This is a genomic window from Variovorax sp. V213, from assembly GCF_041154455.1.
Taxonomy (GTDB): domain Bacteria; phylum Pseudomonadota; class Gammaproteobacteria; order Burkholderiales; family Burkholderiaceae_C; genus Variovorax.
On sequence record NZ_AP028664.1, the window covers coordinates 4,177,818 to 4,195,281 of the forward strand.

The 17,464-nt window shown below is 66.9% G+C and carries 13 protein-coding genes; 2 read left to right on the forward strand and 11 right to left on the reverse strand.

Annotated elements, in window-relative coordinates; translation table 11 throughout:
- Positions 1-2 precede the first annotated feature (2 nt).
- From mmsB to ACAM55_RS19875, 5 genes are read right to left on the reverse strand one after another with little or no spacing between them, the layout of a single operon-like run.
- Entirely contained in the window at positions 3-1,229 is a 1,227-nt protein-coding gene (mmsB, locus tag ACAM55_RS19855) for a multiple monosaccharide ABC transporter permease (protein WP_369653183.1), read from the reverse strand.
- Complete coding sequence (gene mmsA / locus ACAM55_RS19860; RefSeq protein WP_369656431.1) at positions 1,216-2,775, reverse strand: multiple monosaccharide ABC transporter ATP-binding protein; 1,560 nt, start codon at positions 2,773-2,775, stop codon at positions 1,216-1,218. The genes mmsB and mmsA overlap by 14 nt, the downstream gene beginning before the upstream one ends.
- A gap of 8 nt (positions 2,776-2,783) precedes the next feature.
- Positions 2,784-3,854: a multiple monosaccharide ABC transporter substrate-binding protein gene (gene chvE / locus ACAM55_RS19865; protein WP_369653184.1), complete on the reverse strand. Its 1,071-nt coding sequence runs from the start codon at positions 3,852-3,854 to the stop codon at positions 2,784-2,786.
- Between the two features lie 30 nt (positions 3,855-3,884).
- Positions 3,885-4,850, reverse strand: a complete 966-nt coding sequence (locus tag ACAM55_RS19870; RefSeq protein WP_369653185.1) for an ABC transporter substrate-binding protein — start codon at positions 4,848-4,850, stop codon at positions 3,885-3,887.
- Between the two features lie 51 nt (positions 4,851-4,901).
- The gene (locus ACAM55_RS19875) at positions 4,902-6,353 is read right to left on the reverse strand and encodes an aldehyde dehydrogenase family protein (RefSeq protein ID WP_369653186.1); all 1,452 of its coding nucleotides are present in this window, start codon (positions 6,351-6,353) and stop codon (positions 4,902-4,904) included.
- A 145-nt stretch (positions 6,354-6,498) separates the two neighbouring features.
- Between ACAM55_RS19875 and ACAM55_RS19880 the strand changes: the two genes are divergently transcribed.
- Entirely contained in the window at positions 6,499-7,458 is a 960-nt protein-coding gene (locus ACAM55_RS19880; RefSeq protein WP_369653187.1) for a LysR family transcriptional regulator, read from the forward strand.
- On the opposite strand, the gene ACAM55_RS19885 is transcribed toward ACAM55_RS19880, so the two are convergent.
- Positions 7,459-8,235 carry an SDR family NAD(P)-dependent oxidoreductase gene (locus ACAM55_RS19885; protein WP_369653188.1) on the reverse strand — a complete coding sequence of 259 codons (777 nt, stop codon included), beginning with the start codon at positions 8,233-8,235 and terminating at the stop codon, positions 7,459-7,461.
- Positions 8,236-8,369: 134 nt separating this feature from the next.
- On the opposite strand from ACAM55_RS19885, the gene ACAM55_RS19890 reads away from it, so the two are divergent.
- Positions 8,370-9,323: an SMP-30/gluconolactonase/LRE family protein gene (locus tag ACAM55_RS19890; protein ID WP_369653189.1), complete on the forward strand. Its 954-nt coding sequence runs from the start codon at positions 8,370-8,372 to the stop codon at positions 9,321-9,323.
- On the opposite strand, the gene ACAM55_RS19895 is transcribed toward ACAM55_RS19890, so the two are convergent.
- The 5 genes from ACAM55_RS19895 to ACAM55_RS19915 all read right to left on the reverse strand — a co-directional run bounded on the left by ACAM55_RS19895 (position 9,320) and on the right by ACAM55_RS19915 (position 17,446).
- The gene (locus tag ACAM55_RS19895; protein ID WP_369653190.1) at positions 9,320-10,420 is read right to left on the reverse strand and encodes an aldose epimerase family protein; all 1,101 of its coding nucleotides are present in this window, start codon (positions 10,418-10,420) and stop codon (positions 9,320-9,322) included. The two genes, ACAM55_RS19890 and ACAM55_RS19895, sit on opposite strands and share 4 nt — an antisense overlap.
- A gap of 20 nt (positions 10,421-10,440) precedes the next feature.
- Positions 10,441-11,409 carry a hypothetical protein gene (locus ACAM55_RS19900; RefSeq protein WP_369653191.1) on the reverse strand — a complete coding sequence of 323 codons (969 nt, stop codon included), beginning with the start codon at positions 11,407-11,409 and terminating at the stop codon, positions 10,441-10,443.
- Positions 11,406-16,226: a CapA family protein gene (locus ACAM55_RS19905; protein WP_369653192.1), complete on the reverse strand. Its 4,821-nt coding sequence runs from the start codon at positions 16,224-16,226 to the stop codon at positions 11,406-11,408. The genes ACAM55_RS19900 and ACAM55_RS19905 overlap by 4 nt, the downstream gene beginning before the upstream one ends.
- A gap of 94 nt (positions 16,227-16,320) precedes the next feature.
- Positions 16,321-16,857, reverse strand: a complete 537-nt coding sequence (locus ACAM55_RS19910) for an N-acetyltransferase family protein (protein WP_369653193.1) — start codon at positions 16,855-16,857, stop codon at positions 16,321-16,323.
- A 1-nt stretch (position 16,858) separates the two neighbouring features.
- Positions 16,859-17,446: a helix-turn-helix domain-containing protein gene (locus ACAM55_RS19915; protein ID WP_369653194.1), complete on the reverse strand. Its 588-nt coding sequence runs from the start codon at positions 17,444-17,446 to the stop codon at positions 16,859-16,861.
- Between the last annotated feature and the right edge of the window lie 18 nt (positions 17,447-17,464).

The following is a 17,464-nucleotide window of genomic DNA, read 5'->3' on the forward strand; positions in this document are numbered from 1 at the left end:
GACTACTTGTTCTTGTTGTAGACGTCGATGAACACCGCGGCCAGCAGCACCAGGCCCTTGATGACCTGCTGGTAGTCGATGCCGATGCCGAGGATCGACATGCCGTTGTTCATCACGCCCATGATGAAGGCGCCGATCACCGCGCCCATCACCCGGCCCACGCCGCCCGAGGCCGAGGCGCCGCCGATGAAGCAGGCCGCGATCACGTCGAGCTCGAAGCCCAGGCCGGCCTTGGGCGTGGCCGTGTTGAGCCGTGCCGCGAACACCAGGCCCGCGAGCGCAGCCAGCGCGCCCATGTTCACGAAGGTCAGGAACGCGAGCCGCTGCGTCTTCACGCCCGACAGCCGTGCCGCCTTCTCGTTGCCGCCCAGCGCATAGATGCGCCGGCCGATGGTGGTTCGGTTGGTGACGAAGTCGTACACCACGATCAGCACCGCCATCACGATCAGCACATTGGGCAGGCCCTTGTAGGTCGAGAGCAGATAGCTGAAGAAGAGGATGATGCCCGCGAAGAACAGGTTCTTTACCAGGAAGAACGCATAGGGCTCGGTTTCCATGCCGTGCGCCGCGAGCTTGGCCCGGCCGCGCAGCTTGAAGAACACCAGCGCCGCCGCTGCCAGTGCGCCCACCACCAGCGAGGTGATGCGCAGCCCACCGGCATCAAGGCCACCCATCGGATCGGGAATGAAGCCCGAACTCAGCCGCTGGAACTCGACCGGAAACGGCCCCACCGACTGTCCCGCCAACAGCGCCAGCGTGAGCCCCTTGAACACCAGCATGCCTGCAAGCGTGACGATGAACGACGGAATCTTGCGGAACGCCACGAACCAGCCCTGCGCCGCGCCGATGACCGCGCCCGCCGCAATGCTGATGATGGCCGTGGGCACGAAATGCCATTCGTACTCGACCATCAGCACGGCCGCCAACGCCCCGATGAAGCCGCAGACCGAACCGACCGACAGGTCGATGTGGCCCGCCACGATCACCAGCAGCATGCCGAGCGCCATGATGACGACGTAGCTGTTCTGCAGCAGCAGGTTGGTGAGGTTCAGCGGACGCAGCAGCGTGCCGTCGGTCAGCACCTGGAACAGCACCATGATCGCGACCAGCGAGATCAGCATGCCGTATTCGCGCAGGTTGTTCTTCAGGAAGCCGGCGTGCAGCTTCGGGCCGGCCTCCGCGACGGGGACGGCGGCGTTCACCGCCGCGTTGACGTCAGGCTGCGACATGGACGGAACTCCCCGCGCTCACGATGGCGTGCATGATGCGCTCTTGCGAAGCCTCGGCCGCCGGAAATTCGGCCACGAAGCGGCCCTCGTTCATCACGTAGATGCGGTCGCACATGCCGAGCAGTTCCGGCAGTTCGGAAGAAATCATGAGAATGCCTTTGCCCTCGCTCGCGAGCTGGTCGATGATGGTGTAGATCTCGTACTTGGCGCCCACGTCGATGCCGCGCGTGGGTTCGTCAAGAATCAATAGTTCGGGCTTGGTGAAGAGCCATTTGCTGAGCACCACCTTCTGCTGGTTGCCGCCCGACAGGTTGACCACCAGCTGTTCCACGCCCGAAGAGCGGATGTTGAGTGCCTTGCGGTAGTCGACCGCGACCTTGAATTCGCGCGCGTCGTCGATCACCATGGCGTTGGAAACCGCCTCCAGGTTGGCCAAGCTCACGTTCTTGCGAATGTCTTCCTCGAGCACGAGCCCGAGGCCCTTGCGGTCTTCGGTGACATAGGCAATGCCATGGTCGATGGCCTTGCGCACCGTGCCCACGTCCACCGGCTGGCCGTGCATCAGCACCGTGCCGCTGATGCGCTGGCCGTAGGACTTGCCGAACACGCTCATCGCGAGTTCGGTGCGCCCCGCGCCCATGAGGCCTGCGATGCCGACGATCTCGCCACGCCGCACATGCAGGTTCACGCCCTTGATCTGCTCGCGGTCGGCATGCAGCGCATGGTGCACGCGCCAGTCGCGCACCTCGAACACCGTCTCGCCGATCTTCGGATGGCGCTGCGGATAGCGGTGCGCCATGTCGCGGCCGACCATGCCGCGGATGATGCGGTCTTCGCTGATCGGCTGGCCGCGGCAGTCCATCGTCTCCACCGTGGCGCCGTCGCGCAGCACGGTGATCGAGTCGGCCACCTTGGCAATTTCGTTGAGCTTGTGCGAGATCAAGATTGACGCGATGCCCTGCCGCTTCAGTTCGAGCAGCAGCATCAGCAATGCATCGCTGTCGTTCTCGTTGAGGCTGGCGGTGGGCTCGTCCAGGATCAGCAGCTTGACTTCCTTTGCCAACGCCTTGGCAATCTCCACCAGCTGCTGCTTGCCCACGCCCAGGTCGGTCACGAGCGTGGTGGGCGGCTCCTTGAGGCCCACCTTGGTCAGCAGCTCGCGAGTCTTCGCATAGGCGGCGAACCAGTCGATCACGCCGCCATGCGCAATCTCGTTGCCGAGAAAGATGTTCTCGGCAATGGACAGCAGCGGCACCAGCGCCAGCTCCTGGTGGATGATGATGATGCCGAGCTTCTCGCTGTCGGCAATGCCCTTGAAGCGGCGCAACTCGCCCTCGAAGTGGATCTCGCCGGTGTACGAGTCGCACGGGTAGACGCCGCTCAGCACCTTCATGAGCGTCGACTTGCCCGCGCCGTTCTCGCCGACCACCGCGTGGATCTCGCCCGCGCGCACCGCCAGGTTGACGTCGCAGAGCGCCTTCACGCCGGGAAACGTCTTGGTGATGCCGCGCATCTCGAGGATGCTGCGCGTGTCCGCTGCCGCCATGCCGATGCTCACTTGACCTGGCTTTCCTTGTAGTAGCCGCTGTCGACCAGCACCTGCTTCCAGTTGCCGCCGTCCACGCTCACGGGCTTGAGCAGGTACGAGGGCACCACCTTGATGCCGTTGTTGTAGGTCTTGGTGTCGTTCACCTCGGGTGTCTTGCCCGACAGCATGGCATCGACCATGGCCACCGTGACCTTGGCCAGTTCACGCGTGTCCTTGAACACGGTCGAGGTCTGTTCCTTTCGCAGGATCGACTTGACCGACGGGATCTCCGCGTCCTGGCCCGACACCACCGGCATCGGCTGCGAAGCCGAGCCGTAGCCCACGCCCTTGAGCGACGACAGGATGCCGATCGACAGGCCGTCGTACGGCGACAGCACTGCATCGACCCGGTCCTTGGTGTAGTAGGCCGACAGCAGGTTGTCCATGCGGGCCTGCGCCACCGCGCCGTCCCAGCGCAGCGTACCGACCTTTTCCATGCCCATCTGCTTGCTGCGCACCACCAGCTTGCCGCTCTTGATGTACGGGTCCAGCACCGACATGGCGCCGTTGTAGAAGAAGAAGGCGTTGTTGTCGTCCGGCGAGCCGCCGAACAGCTCGATGTTGAACGGACCCTTGCCGCTCTTGAGGCCCAGGGCCGCCTCGATCGACTGCGCCTGCAGCACCCCGACCTGGAAGTTGTCGAAGGTGGCGTAGTAGTCGACGTTCTTCGAGCCTTTGATGAGCCGGTCGTACGCGATGACCTTCACGCCCTTGTCGGCGGCTTTCTGCAACACGTCGGACAGCGTGGAGCCGTCGATGGCCGCAATGACCAGCACCTTCGAGCCCTTGGTGACCATGTTCTCGATTTGCGCGAGCTGGTTCGGAATGTCGTCGTCGGCGTACTGCAGGTCGGTCTTGTAACCCTTTTCCTTGAAGTACTTGACCATGTTGGCGCCGTCGGCGATCCAGCGCGCCGACGACTTCGTGGGCATGGAGATGGCGATCGGGCCCTTGTCCTGCGCATGCGCGAGTGGTGCGATACCGGCGATGGCCAGCGCGATGCCTGCGAGCGAGGCCTTGAGGAAGTTGCGTTTCATGGTGCGATCCGTTGTTTCAATGGAGAGAGCTCAATACTTTCGATTCGGGAATTCCTTGGCGGCGACTTCCATCGGGAAGATCGTCTCTTCGGTCACGATGCGCTTGGGCAGCGCCTTGCCGGCCTTGATGTCTTTCACGGCGCTCATCAGCTGGGGCCCGAGCAGCGGGCTGCATTCCACCGACACGTTGAGCTTGCCGGCGATCATGGCTTCGAAGGCGCCTTTCACGGCGTCGATCGAGATGATGGTGATGTCCTTCGCGGGCTTGAGACCCGCCTCTTCGATGGCCTGGATGGCGCCGATGGCCATGTCGTCGTTGTGCGCGTACAGCACGTTGATCTTCTTGCCCTCGGCCTTCAGGAAGGCTTCCATCACCTCCTTGCCCTTGGCGCGCGTGAAGTCGCCGGTCTGCGAGCGCACGATCTTGAACTTGGGATCGGCCTTGATGATTTCCTCGAAACCCTTCTTGCGGTCGATGGCCGGCGCCGAGCCCACGGTGCCCTGCAGCTCGACGATGTTCACTTCGCCCTTCTGGTCCTTCATCTTCTCGACGAGCCAGCGGCCCGCCTTGCGGCCTTCCTCGACAAAGTCGGAGCCCATGAAGGTCACGTAGAGCGAATCGTCCTTGGTGTTCACGGAGCGGTCGGTCAGCACCACCGGAATCTTGGCGGCCTTCGCTTCGCGCAGCACGGTTTCCCAGCCCGATTCGACCACCGGCGAGAACGCGATCACGTCGACCTTCTGCGCAATGAACGAGCGGATGGCCTTGATCTGGTTCTCTTGTTTCTGCTGCGCGTCGGAGAACTTGAGCTCGATGCCCGCTTCCTTGGCCGATGCCTTGATCGACTCGGTATTGGCGGTGCGCCATTCGCTCTCGGCGCCGACCTGGCTGAAGCCCAGCACGATCTTCTTCTGCGCCAGCGCGGTGGCCGGCAAGAGACTGCCCAGCGAGGCAGCGGCGAGTGCGATGTTGAGGGTGCGGCGATTGAGTTTCATGGGAATGTCTCCTTCTTTCTCTGTTTGCTTGATGAAAACCGTCCGTGGTGGTCAGGCCAGCATGTAGCCGGTCTTGACCGTCGTGTAGAACTCCGCGGCGTGGCGCCCTTGTTCGCGCGGCCCGTAGCCCGACCCCTTGCGGCCGCCAAAGGGCACGTGGAAGTCCACGCCCGCGGTCGGCAGATTGACCATCGTCATGCCGACCTCGGCATGGCGCCTGAAATGCATCGCGTGCTTGAGCGAGTTGGTGCAGATGCCGGCGCTCAGGCCCGAGGGCGTGTCGTTGCACAGCGCCAGCGCCTCGTCGTAGTCGGCGACGCGCAGCACGCAGGCCAGCGGGCCGAAGATTTCCTCGCGCGCGATGCGGTGCTCCGGCCTGGCCAGGAAGAGCGCCGGGCTCATGTAGTGGCCGGCGGTGGCGCGCTTGAGCGGCTCGCCGCCCCACACGTGCTCGGCGCCTTCTTCGCGTGCAATGCCGACCCAGGCCAGGCTGCGCGCCAGCCGCTCTTCGTCCACCAGGGGACCGATGTCGACCCCGCGCTCCAGCGCATGGCCGATCTTCAGCGCCTTGAGGCGCTCGCGAAGCCGCGCGACGAACACGTCGTGCACGGCGGCCTCGACGATGAGGCGGCTCGATGCCGTGCAGCGCTGGCCGTTGGAAAAGTAGGCGCCCTGCACCGCGCAGTCGACCGCGTGATCGATGTCGGCGTCGGCCAGCACCACGAGCGCGTTCTTGCCGCCCATTTCGAGCTGCACCTTGGCGCGCCGCGCGGCGGCCGCCTGGAGAATGCGTTCCCCATTGCGGGCCGACCCGGTGAAGCTCACCGCATCGACCAACGGGCTGTCGACCAGCGCCTGGCCGGCCTCGCGGCCGCTGCCCATCACGAGGTTGAACACGCCCGCGGGCAGCGCGGCACGGCTGATGATCTCGGCCAGCGTCCAGCCGCAGGCCGGTACCAGTTCGGCCGGCTTGAACACCACGCTGTTGCCATGGGCCAATGCGGGTGCGATCTTGGTCGCCGGCACGGCCAGCGGCGAGTTCCACGGCGTGATGAGTCCGGCAACACCCACCGGCTCGCGCGTGACGTCGACCTGCACGCCCGCGCGAAGCGAGGCCATGTTCTCACCCCCGCCGCGCAGCGCCTCGCCCGCAAAGAACTTGAACACCTGCCCGGCGCGCGTGGCTTCGGCCACGGCTTCGGGCAGCGTCTTGCCGACTTCGCGCGCCAGCAGCAGGCCCAGCTCGTCCCTGCGCGCCAGGAGCTCGGTGCCGATGCGGTCGAGCACGTCGGCCCGGCGCTGCGGCGTGCTGTGGCTCCAGTGCGCAAAGGCGTCGGCGGCGGCGCGGATCGCGGATTCCACCTGGCGGCGATCGGCACGTGCGTATTCGGCCACCACTTCGCTGGTGTCCGAAGGATTGGCGCTGACACCGGTGGTCGCGCTGGTTTCCCAGCGGCCGTTGATGTATTGCCGCACGTTCTGATGGATCTCGCCGTGAATCACAACTGCGCCGACCTTGTCTCTGGTTTTTGGAAGTGGGGCGAAGTCTAGGAACAGAATTGATATCGATCCAATCATTTTTTCGACAAAATGCATATCAATCGCTGGATTCTGGAAAACCCTCTCAGCCCAAAGCTTTAACAACGACATGACCAACTACAACCACTGGTTCATCCGCGCCCGCCTCAAGACGCGGCAACTACTTTTGCTGGTGGCGCTGGCGGAGGAAGGCAACATCCACCGCGCCGCGCAGGTGCTCAACATGACCCAGCCCGCCGCCTCCAAGCTGCTGAAAGACCTGGAAGACGTGCTGGAGGTGCCGCTGTTCGACCGGCTCCCGCGCGGCATGCGCCCGACCTGGTATGGCGAAACCATGATTCGCCACGCCCGCGTGGCGCTGGCGAGCCTGAACCAGGCGCACGACGAACTCACCGCGCTCAAGGCCGGCCGCTTCGGCCAGGTGGGCGTGGGCGCCATCACCGCGCCCGGCCTCACGCTGATGCCGCCCGCGGTGGCGATGGTGAAGCGCGAGCAGCCCGACCTGCGCGTGTCGCTGGAGATCGAGACCAGTGCGGTGCTGATCGAGCGGCTCGAACAGGGCAAGCTCGACATCCTGGTGGCGCGGCTCTTCGCCGAGCACGACAAGTCGCAGCTTCGCTACGAAGCGCTGGCCGAGGAGCCCGTGTGCGCGCTGGTGCGACCCGGCCACCCGCTCCTGGGCGTGAGCGGCCTCACGCTGCGCGACGTGGTGGGCGCCGGCTGGATCGTGCCGCCCGCGGGCAGCGTGCTGCGCCATCGCTTCGAGCTGATGTTCCAGGAAGAGGGCCTGGTGCCGCCGAACAACATCATCGAAAGCTCGGCCCTGCTCTTCATCACGCGCATGCTGCAGCAGAGCGACATGGTCGCCGTGCTCGCCTCCGACGTGGCGCGCTACTACGCCGCGCACGGCATCGTGTCGCTGCTGCCGCTGGACATGCCCTGCCACATGGACGCCTTCGGCATCATCACCCGCACCGACCGCCTGCTTTCGCCGGCCGCGAAGGTGATGATGAAGGCGCTGAAGACCGCCAGCCTCAGCGTCTACGGCCGCAAACTCGAGATGGACTGATCAGGTCCAGCCCGCGTCGACGGTGAACTCCTGCGCGGTACACATCCTGGCGTCGTCCGACGCCAGGAACAGCACCATGCGCGCGATGTCTTCGGGCAGGAGCTTGTCGGGCAGGCACTGGTTGCGCTTGAGCGCCTGCTCGCCCTCGTCGTCGAGCCAGAGCTTCACCTGCCGGTCGGTCATCACCCAGCCCGGCGACACGGTGTTGATGCGGATGCGGTCCTTGCCCAGTTCCACGGCGAGGCCGCGCGTGAGGCCGTTGACCGACGACTTGGCAATGGCATAGCAAGGGTAGCCCGAGCCCTTGGTCTGCCAGCCCGTCGAACCCAGGTTGACCACCGAGCCGAAGCCCAGCCGCCGCATGCCCGGCACCACCGACTGGATGGCGAACAGCGCGGGCCGCTCGTTGATGGCCATGCGGTTGTCGTAGTAGTCGGGCGTGACCGATTCGAGCGTGTGGCGGTCGTCGCTCGCCACGTTGTTGACCAGCACGGCGAAGTCGCCCAGCTCGCCGGCCGCGTCGCCAATGGCCTTCTGCAGCGCGCCGATGTCGCGCACGTCGCAGGTGCGCCACCACGGCGCCGCATGGCCTTTCTCGGCGATCTGCTCTGCGAGCGCGGCGCTGGCGCTTTCGGCAATGTCGACGAACGCCACGCGCGCGCCCTGCGCGGCAAACGCCGCCACAATGGCCGCGCCAATGCCGCTGCCGCCGCCGGTGACGAACACGGTGCGTCCCTTCAGGCTGGGATGAATCGAAAGCTGCGGGAAATCCTTCAAGATGCGTCTCCAGAGAGCTGGCCGTGACATTGCAAAATCAATATCACTTGATGCCATATATTGTGGTTTCTATTATCAATATGCCTTGATACGATCCGCCGCGTCAAGGACCGAGACAACGAAGGCGCAAAACAATGACCCAGAACGGCAGCTCCGCATCTCCTCTGGCACCCCTGGGTGCACCCACAGTCCTCGGCCAACCCGAGTGCCTGTGGCCTGCCGGTGCCACGCTGGGCGAGGGCACGCTGTGGTCGCAGCGCGAACAGGCGCTCTACTGGATCGACATCCTCGGCTGCCGCCTGTACCGCCATGACCCGGCAGGCGGCGCGCGGCAGAGCTGGCAGTTCGACGAGGAGATCACCGCACTCGCCGAGCGCGCCGATGCGCCGGGGCTGATCGTGACGCTGCGCCGCGGCTTCGCCTTCTTCGACCCGGCCGTGGATGCGCCGCCGCGCTACCTGCACCAGCCGGAGCCCGACCGCCCCGGCAACCGCTTCAACGACGGCAAGTGCGACCGGCAGGGCCGCTTCTGGGGCGGCACCATGGACTTCGATTGCGTGGCACCGACGGGCGCGCTCTATCGCTTCGACGCCGACGGCCGCTGCACGCGCCACGACGACGGTTTTGCCGTGACCAACGGGCCGACCTGGTCGCTCGACGAACGCACCATGTATTTCAACGCCACCGTGGAAGGCTGCGTGTACGCCTACGACTTCGACAGCGCAGCCGGCACGGTGGGCAACAAGCGGGTGTGGCTTCGCTTTGCGGATGGCGACGGCCTGCCCGACGGCATGACGACCGACGCGGCCGGGCGGCTGTGGATCGCGCGCTGGGGCGGCCATTGCGTGAGCTGCCACGACCCGGTGAGTGCCGCCGAGCTGTGCCGCATCGAACTGCCCGCGAGCAACGTCACGGATTGCGCCTTTGGCGGCAACGACCTTTGCACGCTCTACATCACCACCGCGCGCAGCGGGCTCTCGGACGAACAACTGAAGGCAGAGCCGCTGGCCGGTGCACTGTTTTCGGTGCGCATCGCAAGCCCCGGCCTGCCCGCTGCCGAGTTCGGCGTCGCCGCAGCCAAGGCCTAGGCCGAAATGCCGAAGCGGTGAACCGTGGCGCTGTTGAACACTTCTCCGGGCCGGAGCACCGTCGAAGGAAAGTCCGGCTGATTCGGCGAGTCGGGGTAGTGCTGCGTTTCCAGGCACAGCCCGGCGCCCCGCTTGAAGCTCTCGCCGTCGCGGCCGCGAAGGCTGCCGTCGAGAAAGTTGCCCGAATAGAACTGCACCGCGGGTTCGGTCGTATGCACTTCCATCACTCGCCCGGAGGGCTCGTGTTCGAGGCGTGCCGCCAGCGCCATGCCCGTCGGCTCGCGGTCGAGCACCCAGTTGTGGTCGTAGCCGCCAGCGACACGCAGTTGCTCGTGCGGATCGTCGATGCGCTCGCCGATCTGCGTGGCCACGCGAAAGTCGAACGGGGTTCCGGCCACCGGCGCCAGGCCCTGCGGAATCAGGCCCGAATCCACCGGGCAGAAGCGGCTTGCGGGAATGGACAGGCGATGATCGAGCACCGCGCCACCGCCCGCCAGGTTGAAGTAATCATGGTGGCTCAGGTTCAACACCGTGGGCCGGTCGGCCACGGCACGGTAGTCGATGCGCCAGGCGTTCTCCTTCGTGCTGAGCGCGTAGCGCACGGTCACCTGCACCTCGCCAGGATAGCCCTCTTCGCCGTCGGCGCTGGTGTAGCGCAGTTCGATGGCGACCTCATCGCCATCTCCGCGCGCCGGCACCGCTTCGATCTGCCAGAAGCGCGTGCCGAAGCCCTGGTGCCCGCCATGCAGCGAGTTGGCGCCGTTGTTGAGCGGGAGTCGATGCGCGACGCCGTCGAGCGTGAAGCGCCCGCCCGCGATGCGATTGGCATAGCGGCCGACGATGGTGCCCAAGTGCGGATGCGGCTTCAGGTACTCCTCGAGCGAGGGCAGGCCGAGCACGACGTTGCCGCTTTGGCCGTGGCGGTCGGGCACGTGCAATGCGGTGACGATGCCGCCGAGATTGATGGCGCTGAGGCCGAGGCCTCGGCCGTTGTCGAGCGTGAATTCGGTCACCGCGCGCCCGTCGGGCATGCGGCCGAACTCCTGCGTGGCGATGCGGGCGGTGGGGCTGCTACTGCTGCTGTTCGGCGAGGGCATTGTCTTGAGGGTCTCTGTCGTTATTGAAACATCGCTTCGCGTGCGCACAGCGACGCGGTCTGCAAGCCGATGCGGTCCTTGAGGTCGTGATTCTGCGGCGGCTCGGCCGCGTGGGTCTTGACGTCCACGCGATGGCCGGCCTTGGCGACCGCATCGGCAAACCGCTCCTGCAAGTCGAAGGGCGTGTTCCTGTCGTCCCGGTTGCCGATCAGTACGATGCGCCGCGTCGGATCGCTCGCAATGCCGCCGACGTGGTCGAGCGGATCGTAGAACTGCGTGCTGCCGGTGGTGTCGCTGCGGCCGTCGCGCGATTGCCCCAGCCGGCGTGCGCGCTCCAAAAGGCCGTAGGCGCCGGAGGTCAGCACCGCGCAGGCGATGCGCGTGCGGCCGAGCGTGAGGAGCGCCGCGCCCGCGGTCGCGCCGCCGCTGTGGCCCAGGATCACGATGCGCTGGATCCGGTGCCGCTGCACCAGCGCATCGAGCGCGGCATCGAGCGCGTGGAACTCGGCCAGCTCCCGCCGCTTGCGGTGATCGCCCGAGGACCCATAGGTTCCGGGCCGTGCCACGAAGACCCACGGCACGCCCGCGCGATCGCGGCTGCGCTGGGCGTCCAGCATGCGCAGGGCTTCGGTGTTGCCCGGAATGCGTTCGGGCGCCTGGTTCATGACGCCGTCGCGGTCGCCCGAAAACTGCACGATGGCCATGCGCGCGCCGTCGATGTCGCTGCTCGCGAAGTAGCGGATGCAGGCCGGCCCTTCGACAGGCTGCACCCAGAGGTAGCCGGCGCGGTCGGGGCAGTTGGCGCGCACGGCGGGCTGGTTCCATTGCAGCGTTGCGCCTTCGGCCGCAAACGGGGGAGCCTGCGGCTCCAGGCCGCCGCGTTGCGCGCACGCGGTCTGCGCCAGCGCCAGCAGCGCGAGAAGAACCAGCCTCCAGCGTCCGGCCGTCGCGCCTACGGTTCCGTGGGCCGTGGTGCTCTTGCGCCTCATGCCGCCGTTCCCGCCCGGCGGATGACGACGGCCGGTGGCAATGGCAACGGCGGCGTTGCATGGCGCTGCCGCGGCTCTTGCTTCCGGCTGGCCAGGTTGCGCACGATCTGCCAGAGCTGCATGCCATTGGAAGCCTTGGCCAGAACCAGGTCGTCGGACCGAATCGAATCGATCAGGGTCCGCTCGAGTTCCTCCAGCGTGCCCGGCGCATGGACCAGCGACGCGGGCGGCAACGCAAGCGCAATGCGCTCTCGCAGTGCGCTCATCCGGGGGCCGAACAGGAAGACGAGCGCAGGTTCGCATCGGGCGATGGGTGCCACGAGCGCCCCATGGTATTCAGCCGCGCCGCTGCCAAGCTCCAGCATGTCGCCCAGCACCAATATCTTTCGGCCGGCGGTGCATGGTTCCTGGGCGACCATCGCCAAGGCCGATGCCATGGACAGCGGATTGGCGTTGTAGGACTCGTCGACGAGCCGGAATACCCCACCCTCGATTGGGAACGCCTCGAGCTGGCCGCGCCCCGGCAGGGCTGCAAACGCTGCCAGTTGCGAAGGGACGGCGGCATCGTCGAGCGCCAACGCCCGCGCCACGGCAAAGCACGCCAGGCTGTTCAGCGCCATGTGGCGGCCTTTCGCGGCAAGCGAATACTCGAAGGTCCGGCCCTCGCAGCGGGCCGTGATTCGGCCCGAAAGCGGATCGTGCGCTTCGAGCCGGATGTCCGCCGAGGCGGCCTCTCCGTACGTCAGCACCTCGAGCCCCTTGGCCCGTGCCCTTTCCAGCAGATGGTCGAAGTGATCGCTCTCGGTGCACAGCACGGCATGGGCACCCGGGCGCATGCCTTCGAAGATATTGGCCTTGCGCCGTGCAATGTCGCGGGCCGTCTGGCCCTTGCCCAGGTGCGATGCGCCAACGTTGGTGATGATGGCGAGGTCGGGCTGGACCAGCTTGATGTTCTGGAATTCCGGCGCGTTGATGCCGCTCACGGCGGCTTCAAGAATCACAAGGTCGGTCGCAGCCGGAACGTTGGCCAGCATGGCGAGCATGCCCACGCGCGAGTTGTAGTTGTCGACGGTCGAAAAGACGCGCAGCGACGACGAGAACGCCTGGGCCAGCATCTGGCACACCGAGGTCTTGCCGGCGCTCCCCGTGACGGCCACCACGCGGCCCCGCAAGCGCTGACGCGCCGCGGCGCCCAGTTCGATGAGCGCCTGGATCGGATCGTCGACCCGCAGCACCGGGAGCTTCGGATCGAGCCCGTCGACGGGCTTGCTCAGCATCGCGCCCGCCAGGCGCGGCTGCAGCCGCACCAGATGCTCGGACCAGTCCGGCGTTTGTGGGCCCTGGGGCTTGGCATAGCGTTCGTGCAGTGCCCGCGTCTTTGCGTCCGAGACAGCGAACAGCGCCGGCCCGGGCAGCAGACGCAGAAACTTTTCTCCGCGCGGCACCGAACGCACGAACCAGCCGGGCGGCGGTTCGACCAGCCAGGTGCCCCCGGTCACCGCCGCCAGCTGCGCGGCATTCCAGGTCTGCCCTGGTTCGTCGGGCAGGTCGGGTGGCAGCGCATCGGGCGGCGTCACGCGGTAGCGCGGCGCGGGCGGCCGTGCATCCCGATGGGACCGGACCGCGAACGAAACAGGCCGCGGCACGCCGATCCGTTCGATGGGCCCGGCATCGCTGGCCAGGCCGATCTCGAGCCGAAGCTGCGCGTCGTGCAGCAGTCTGGCTGCGGGTGGCCGCAGGCCATGGAAGTCGCGATAGATGCGGCCCGGCTGCCAGCGGCTGGTGGGCCACATCCAGTCGCAGGGGTCGTGGTCCATTGCGAGGCCCCAGGGCGGCATGGTGGCCGGCGCTGCCGGCACGGCACGAATGTCGAGGCGCCAGTCGGTGTCGATGGCCTCGTCGATCTGCCAGAAGGTCTCGACGTACAGCATGCCGCGGCCTGCCATGGCTGCTGGCGCGGCCCGCACGCCGAGCAGCCGCAGCGGCCCCAACGACAGGGGCTGTTCGAGCGCCGCCCCGGGTGGCACCGCCGAAACAAGCCATTCCTCGCGCGGCTGTTGCACGGGCTGGACAGCCTCGGGCCTGCGAGCCACCTGCGGCAGCGCCGGCAATGCCTTCGGCTTCCTGGCGGGCGGAAGCAGGTCGAGCGTGCACTGGCCGCTGGGCGCGCACGTGAAGTCCGATCCGAGTGCCGCGGATTTCTGCAAGAAGCGGCTGGCCGCCGCCACCGCGCGCTCGCCTTCGAGCTGCGCCGTATGGCCGAAGCCCGTTGCGATCGGCGTGAACACCACGCGCCGCACGCCGTCGACGCCCAGGTGCAGCGAGAACACGCCGCTTTCGTCGCTGTCCTTGCTGCTGCGGCTGATGGCGTCGAACAGGAGATCGCCGGCGTCATGGATGATGGGCCGGCCATTGTGGATCTCTACGCCCTGCAGCACGTGCGCCGACGCACCCAGCACCGCGTCGGCGCCGGCCTCGATGATGGCACGGCCGACGGCAATCTCTTCGGTGCCAGGGCAAGGCTCCCGGTTCTTTCCCCAATGCACCGCCACCAGCACCACATGCGCCTTTTCGCGCGCGGCGGCGATGCGGGGTGCGAGGCACGCCGCCCACTCCGAGGGCGATGACAGCGGCAGGTACGCATTGCCGGCCGTGGCCTTGCCCGCGGCAAAGCGCGGCTGGGTGGCGTCGAGGGCGAAAAGCGCCACGTTCAGGCGCCCTGCGCGCCGCAGCACGGGCGTGAGCGCGGCGTCCAGGTTCGGACCCGAACCTGCATGCCCGATGCCGGCGGCGTCGAGCAGCGCGGCCTGCTCCGCGAGTGCCTCGGCGCCGTAGTCGCCGCTGTGGTTGTTGGCGGTGGCGACCACGTCGATGCCGGCCTCGGTGAGCAGGCGCAACATCTCGGGCCGTGCGCGGTAGTAGTGCGGACCGGCCTCGCCCTTGGGCACTCCCTGCTCGCCCCGACTGGCAACCACGCACTCCAGATTGACGATGCGCAGGTCCGCCTCGGCCAGCACCGGCACGCCGCCGAGCACCGACGCCACGCCGAGTTGCCGCGTGCGGTAGTGCTGCCTGCGGCCCAGGTTGACGTCGCCACCCCATGCCACCACCGATGCGGCCGCCTTTTCGTCCGCATGCGCGGCACACTTGTGGGGGTCTTCGTTCTCCCGCGCTTGCATGAACTTGAGGTAGGCCACATAGCCCGAGAGATAGTGCTCCACGTCGTCGATGCGCACGCGAAAGCTGTGGTGCTTGATGAAGAACGAGCCGGCAACACGGTCGGGGTTGCGAAAGAACATCGCCAGCTCGGGCCAGAAGTAGCCGTTGGCCAGGTAGCGCGCGCGATGCTCCAGCGCGCGGTCGAACTTGTCGCGGTCGAAGCCCTCGAGCAGGGGCCGCAGCGCGGGGTCGGCAGCGAGCCGCGCCACCATGTCGCGCGCGGCCATCATCAGTTCCAGCAGCGTCGGAAAGGTGGTGATGCGCTCGAGCACGAAGTCCAGGTAGTCGGCCACGTTCTGCAGGCCGAAGCGGTAGTAGCGCGTCTCGGGCCGATGGCGCGTGAGCTCGTTCACGCAATAGCTCAACCAGTGGTCGTGCGCGCGCCAGTGCTCCGCGGCAATGAAATGGTCGAAGGCTTTCTCGACGACCGCGAGCCAGCGCGGATCGCGCGTGAGCCCGTACAGGCGCATGAGGCCGAAGGCCGCTTCCCCGTCGTAGTAGATCACGCGGAACGCATCCTTCACGTCGAGCGCCGGGTGGTTGAGCACGTGGACGAAGCGCCCGCTCGCCGGGTCCTGCATGGCCTGGATGCCAAGCGCCAGTTGCGCCATCAGCGGCAGGTATTGCGTATCTCCGGTGAGCTCGGTGTATTTGACGAAGGCCAGCAGGCACACCGCGTTGCCGCCGAGCTTGATCTCATTGCCGACGTCCAGCAGGTAGGCCGCGCGCGTGCCGTCGGGCAGCTCGACCTGTCGGATGAGCCGTGCCGTCAGGAAGCCCAGCGAACGGTCGATGGCAGCCTTTTGGGTATCGCTGCGGGTCAGCTCCCAGGCTTCGAGCAGCGCATAGGTCGAGCTGGCGTGGCGCAGGGTGTTGTAGGTGGGAATCGCGCGGTCGAAGCACGGAAACCAGCCGTAGTGGAACTCGCCCGTGGGCTTGACCTGCGCGGCGAGATACTCGCTCGCGGTGTCGACGAGGCGGCGCACCTGGCCCGCGTTCCAGTCGGGCAGCGTGCGATAGCCCGCGGCCTGCCCCGTGGCCGTGAGCGGCCAGGCCCCCTCGGCATCGGCGTAGGCACCGCGCGTGATGAAGCACCACACCGGCGCCGCATCGTCGGACGGAAAATCGGACTCGGCGCCGAAGCGCCTCTTGGCATGGAGGCGCAGGTTGCCGGGGTTGGGCTCCGCGTGTTCCACGGTGCCGTTGTAGAAGATGGCGCTGCCGTTGATCTCTTGTGCGAGCAGCGCCGCGTCGAACCTCGCATCGAACGACACGCCCTGGCTGAAGTAGTTGCGCTTGGTTCGCGAGAGGCGGGCCTTCAGCGTGCCCCAGGTCATGGCCTCGACCTGTTCGACGAGCTCCACGCGCACGCGGCCAGGCCGCATGCCGATGCGCTGGACGAGCGCGAGCGCCGCATCGCATGCCTCGCGCCAAGCCTCCTCGGCGCTGCCCCCGCGGCCCACGGCCACGCGTGCGCGGCTCATGCCGTCGCCCAGGGCAATGAACACCACGCAGCCGGCCTCGGGCGTGGCGGGCTGGCACTGCAGCGTGCCGTCCGGGCCCGCCAGGACCTGCCTGGCGCGGTTCAACAGATCCATGGGGGGCGTCGGTTCTTGGGTCATGCAGCCGCGAATGATGACAGGCTGCGCCGCGTCCGCAAATCCCGGACGACCGCACCTTTGGCGCCACGCCCTAGGCCAGCGAGCGATAGAAGTAAGTGGTGTCGCACAGCCCGCCGTCCGGCAGCAACGCAAAGCCCGGGATCACGCCGAGGCGCGTCCAGCCGAGGCGGCCATAGAGCCGTTCGGCCTCGGCGCCCGACGTGTCGAGCACGAGCAAGGTCTTTGCGCGTTGGCGGGCGAGCTGCTCGGCGGCCTGCATGAGCAGCGCACCCATGCCCTGGCGCCTGGCGCGCCGGTGCACGAGCAACTTCGCCACCTCGCCGCGATGCGGCTGGTTTTCCGGCAGTTCGAGCACGAGCTGCACGGTTCCGACGATGCCCTGCGCGTCTTCGGCCACCAGTAGCGCGCGCTCGCCGCGTGACACGCCTTCGGCCACGCGTTGCCAGAACGCCAGTGCGCGCTCGGGGGTCAGCGGCAGCATGAAGCTGACCGACGCGCCGCCTTCGACGCAATCGATGAGCACGTCGGCCAGCTGCCGGAGCTGCGCGTCGGCGAAGTCGGAAAGGATGCGAACGCGTGGCACAGGGGTTGCAAGGTCGAACGTCATGTCATCTCCACGAAGAGGGCGAGGTTGCGATAACGACGGCATAGCGCGCAATCTGCCTGGTGGGGTTGTAGTAGCTCATGGGGCGGTCGAGCACCAGCGCCAGGCAGTCGCCCCCGTCCAGGCGGTAGTGATCGTTGCCGACCGTGATTTCGATGGTTCCTTCGAGCACCCACACTTGCTGATGAACCTGGGGTTCCCGCGCGCCGGTTTCATAGGCCACGCGCGCCTTGGGCGGAAACAGAACTTCGACGATGTGGATGGGTGATGCGGCGCCGCTCGGCGACACGTTCCGGCGCACGTAGCCGGAATGCGGATCCCGCCATTGCGGCTGATCGGCCAGCCGCGATACCGGCCCAGGCACAGGCCGAGGTGCCTCGAACAACGAGGCCAACGGAACGCCGAGGCCTGTTGCGAGCTTCTCGAGCAGCACCGCCGTCGGACTGCTTTCGCCGCGCTCGATGAGCGAGATCATCGAGCGGCTGACGCCGCAATGCGCAGCCAGCGCATCGAGCGAAAGGCCGCGGTCGGCGCGCAGGTCTCGCACGCGCTGCGCGATGCGTTCATTCAGGGTTGGGGCTTGTTCATCCATGATATCGGAATAAATATC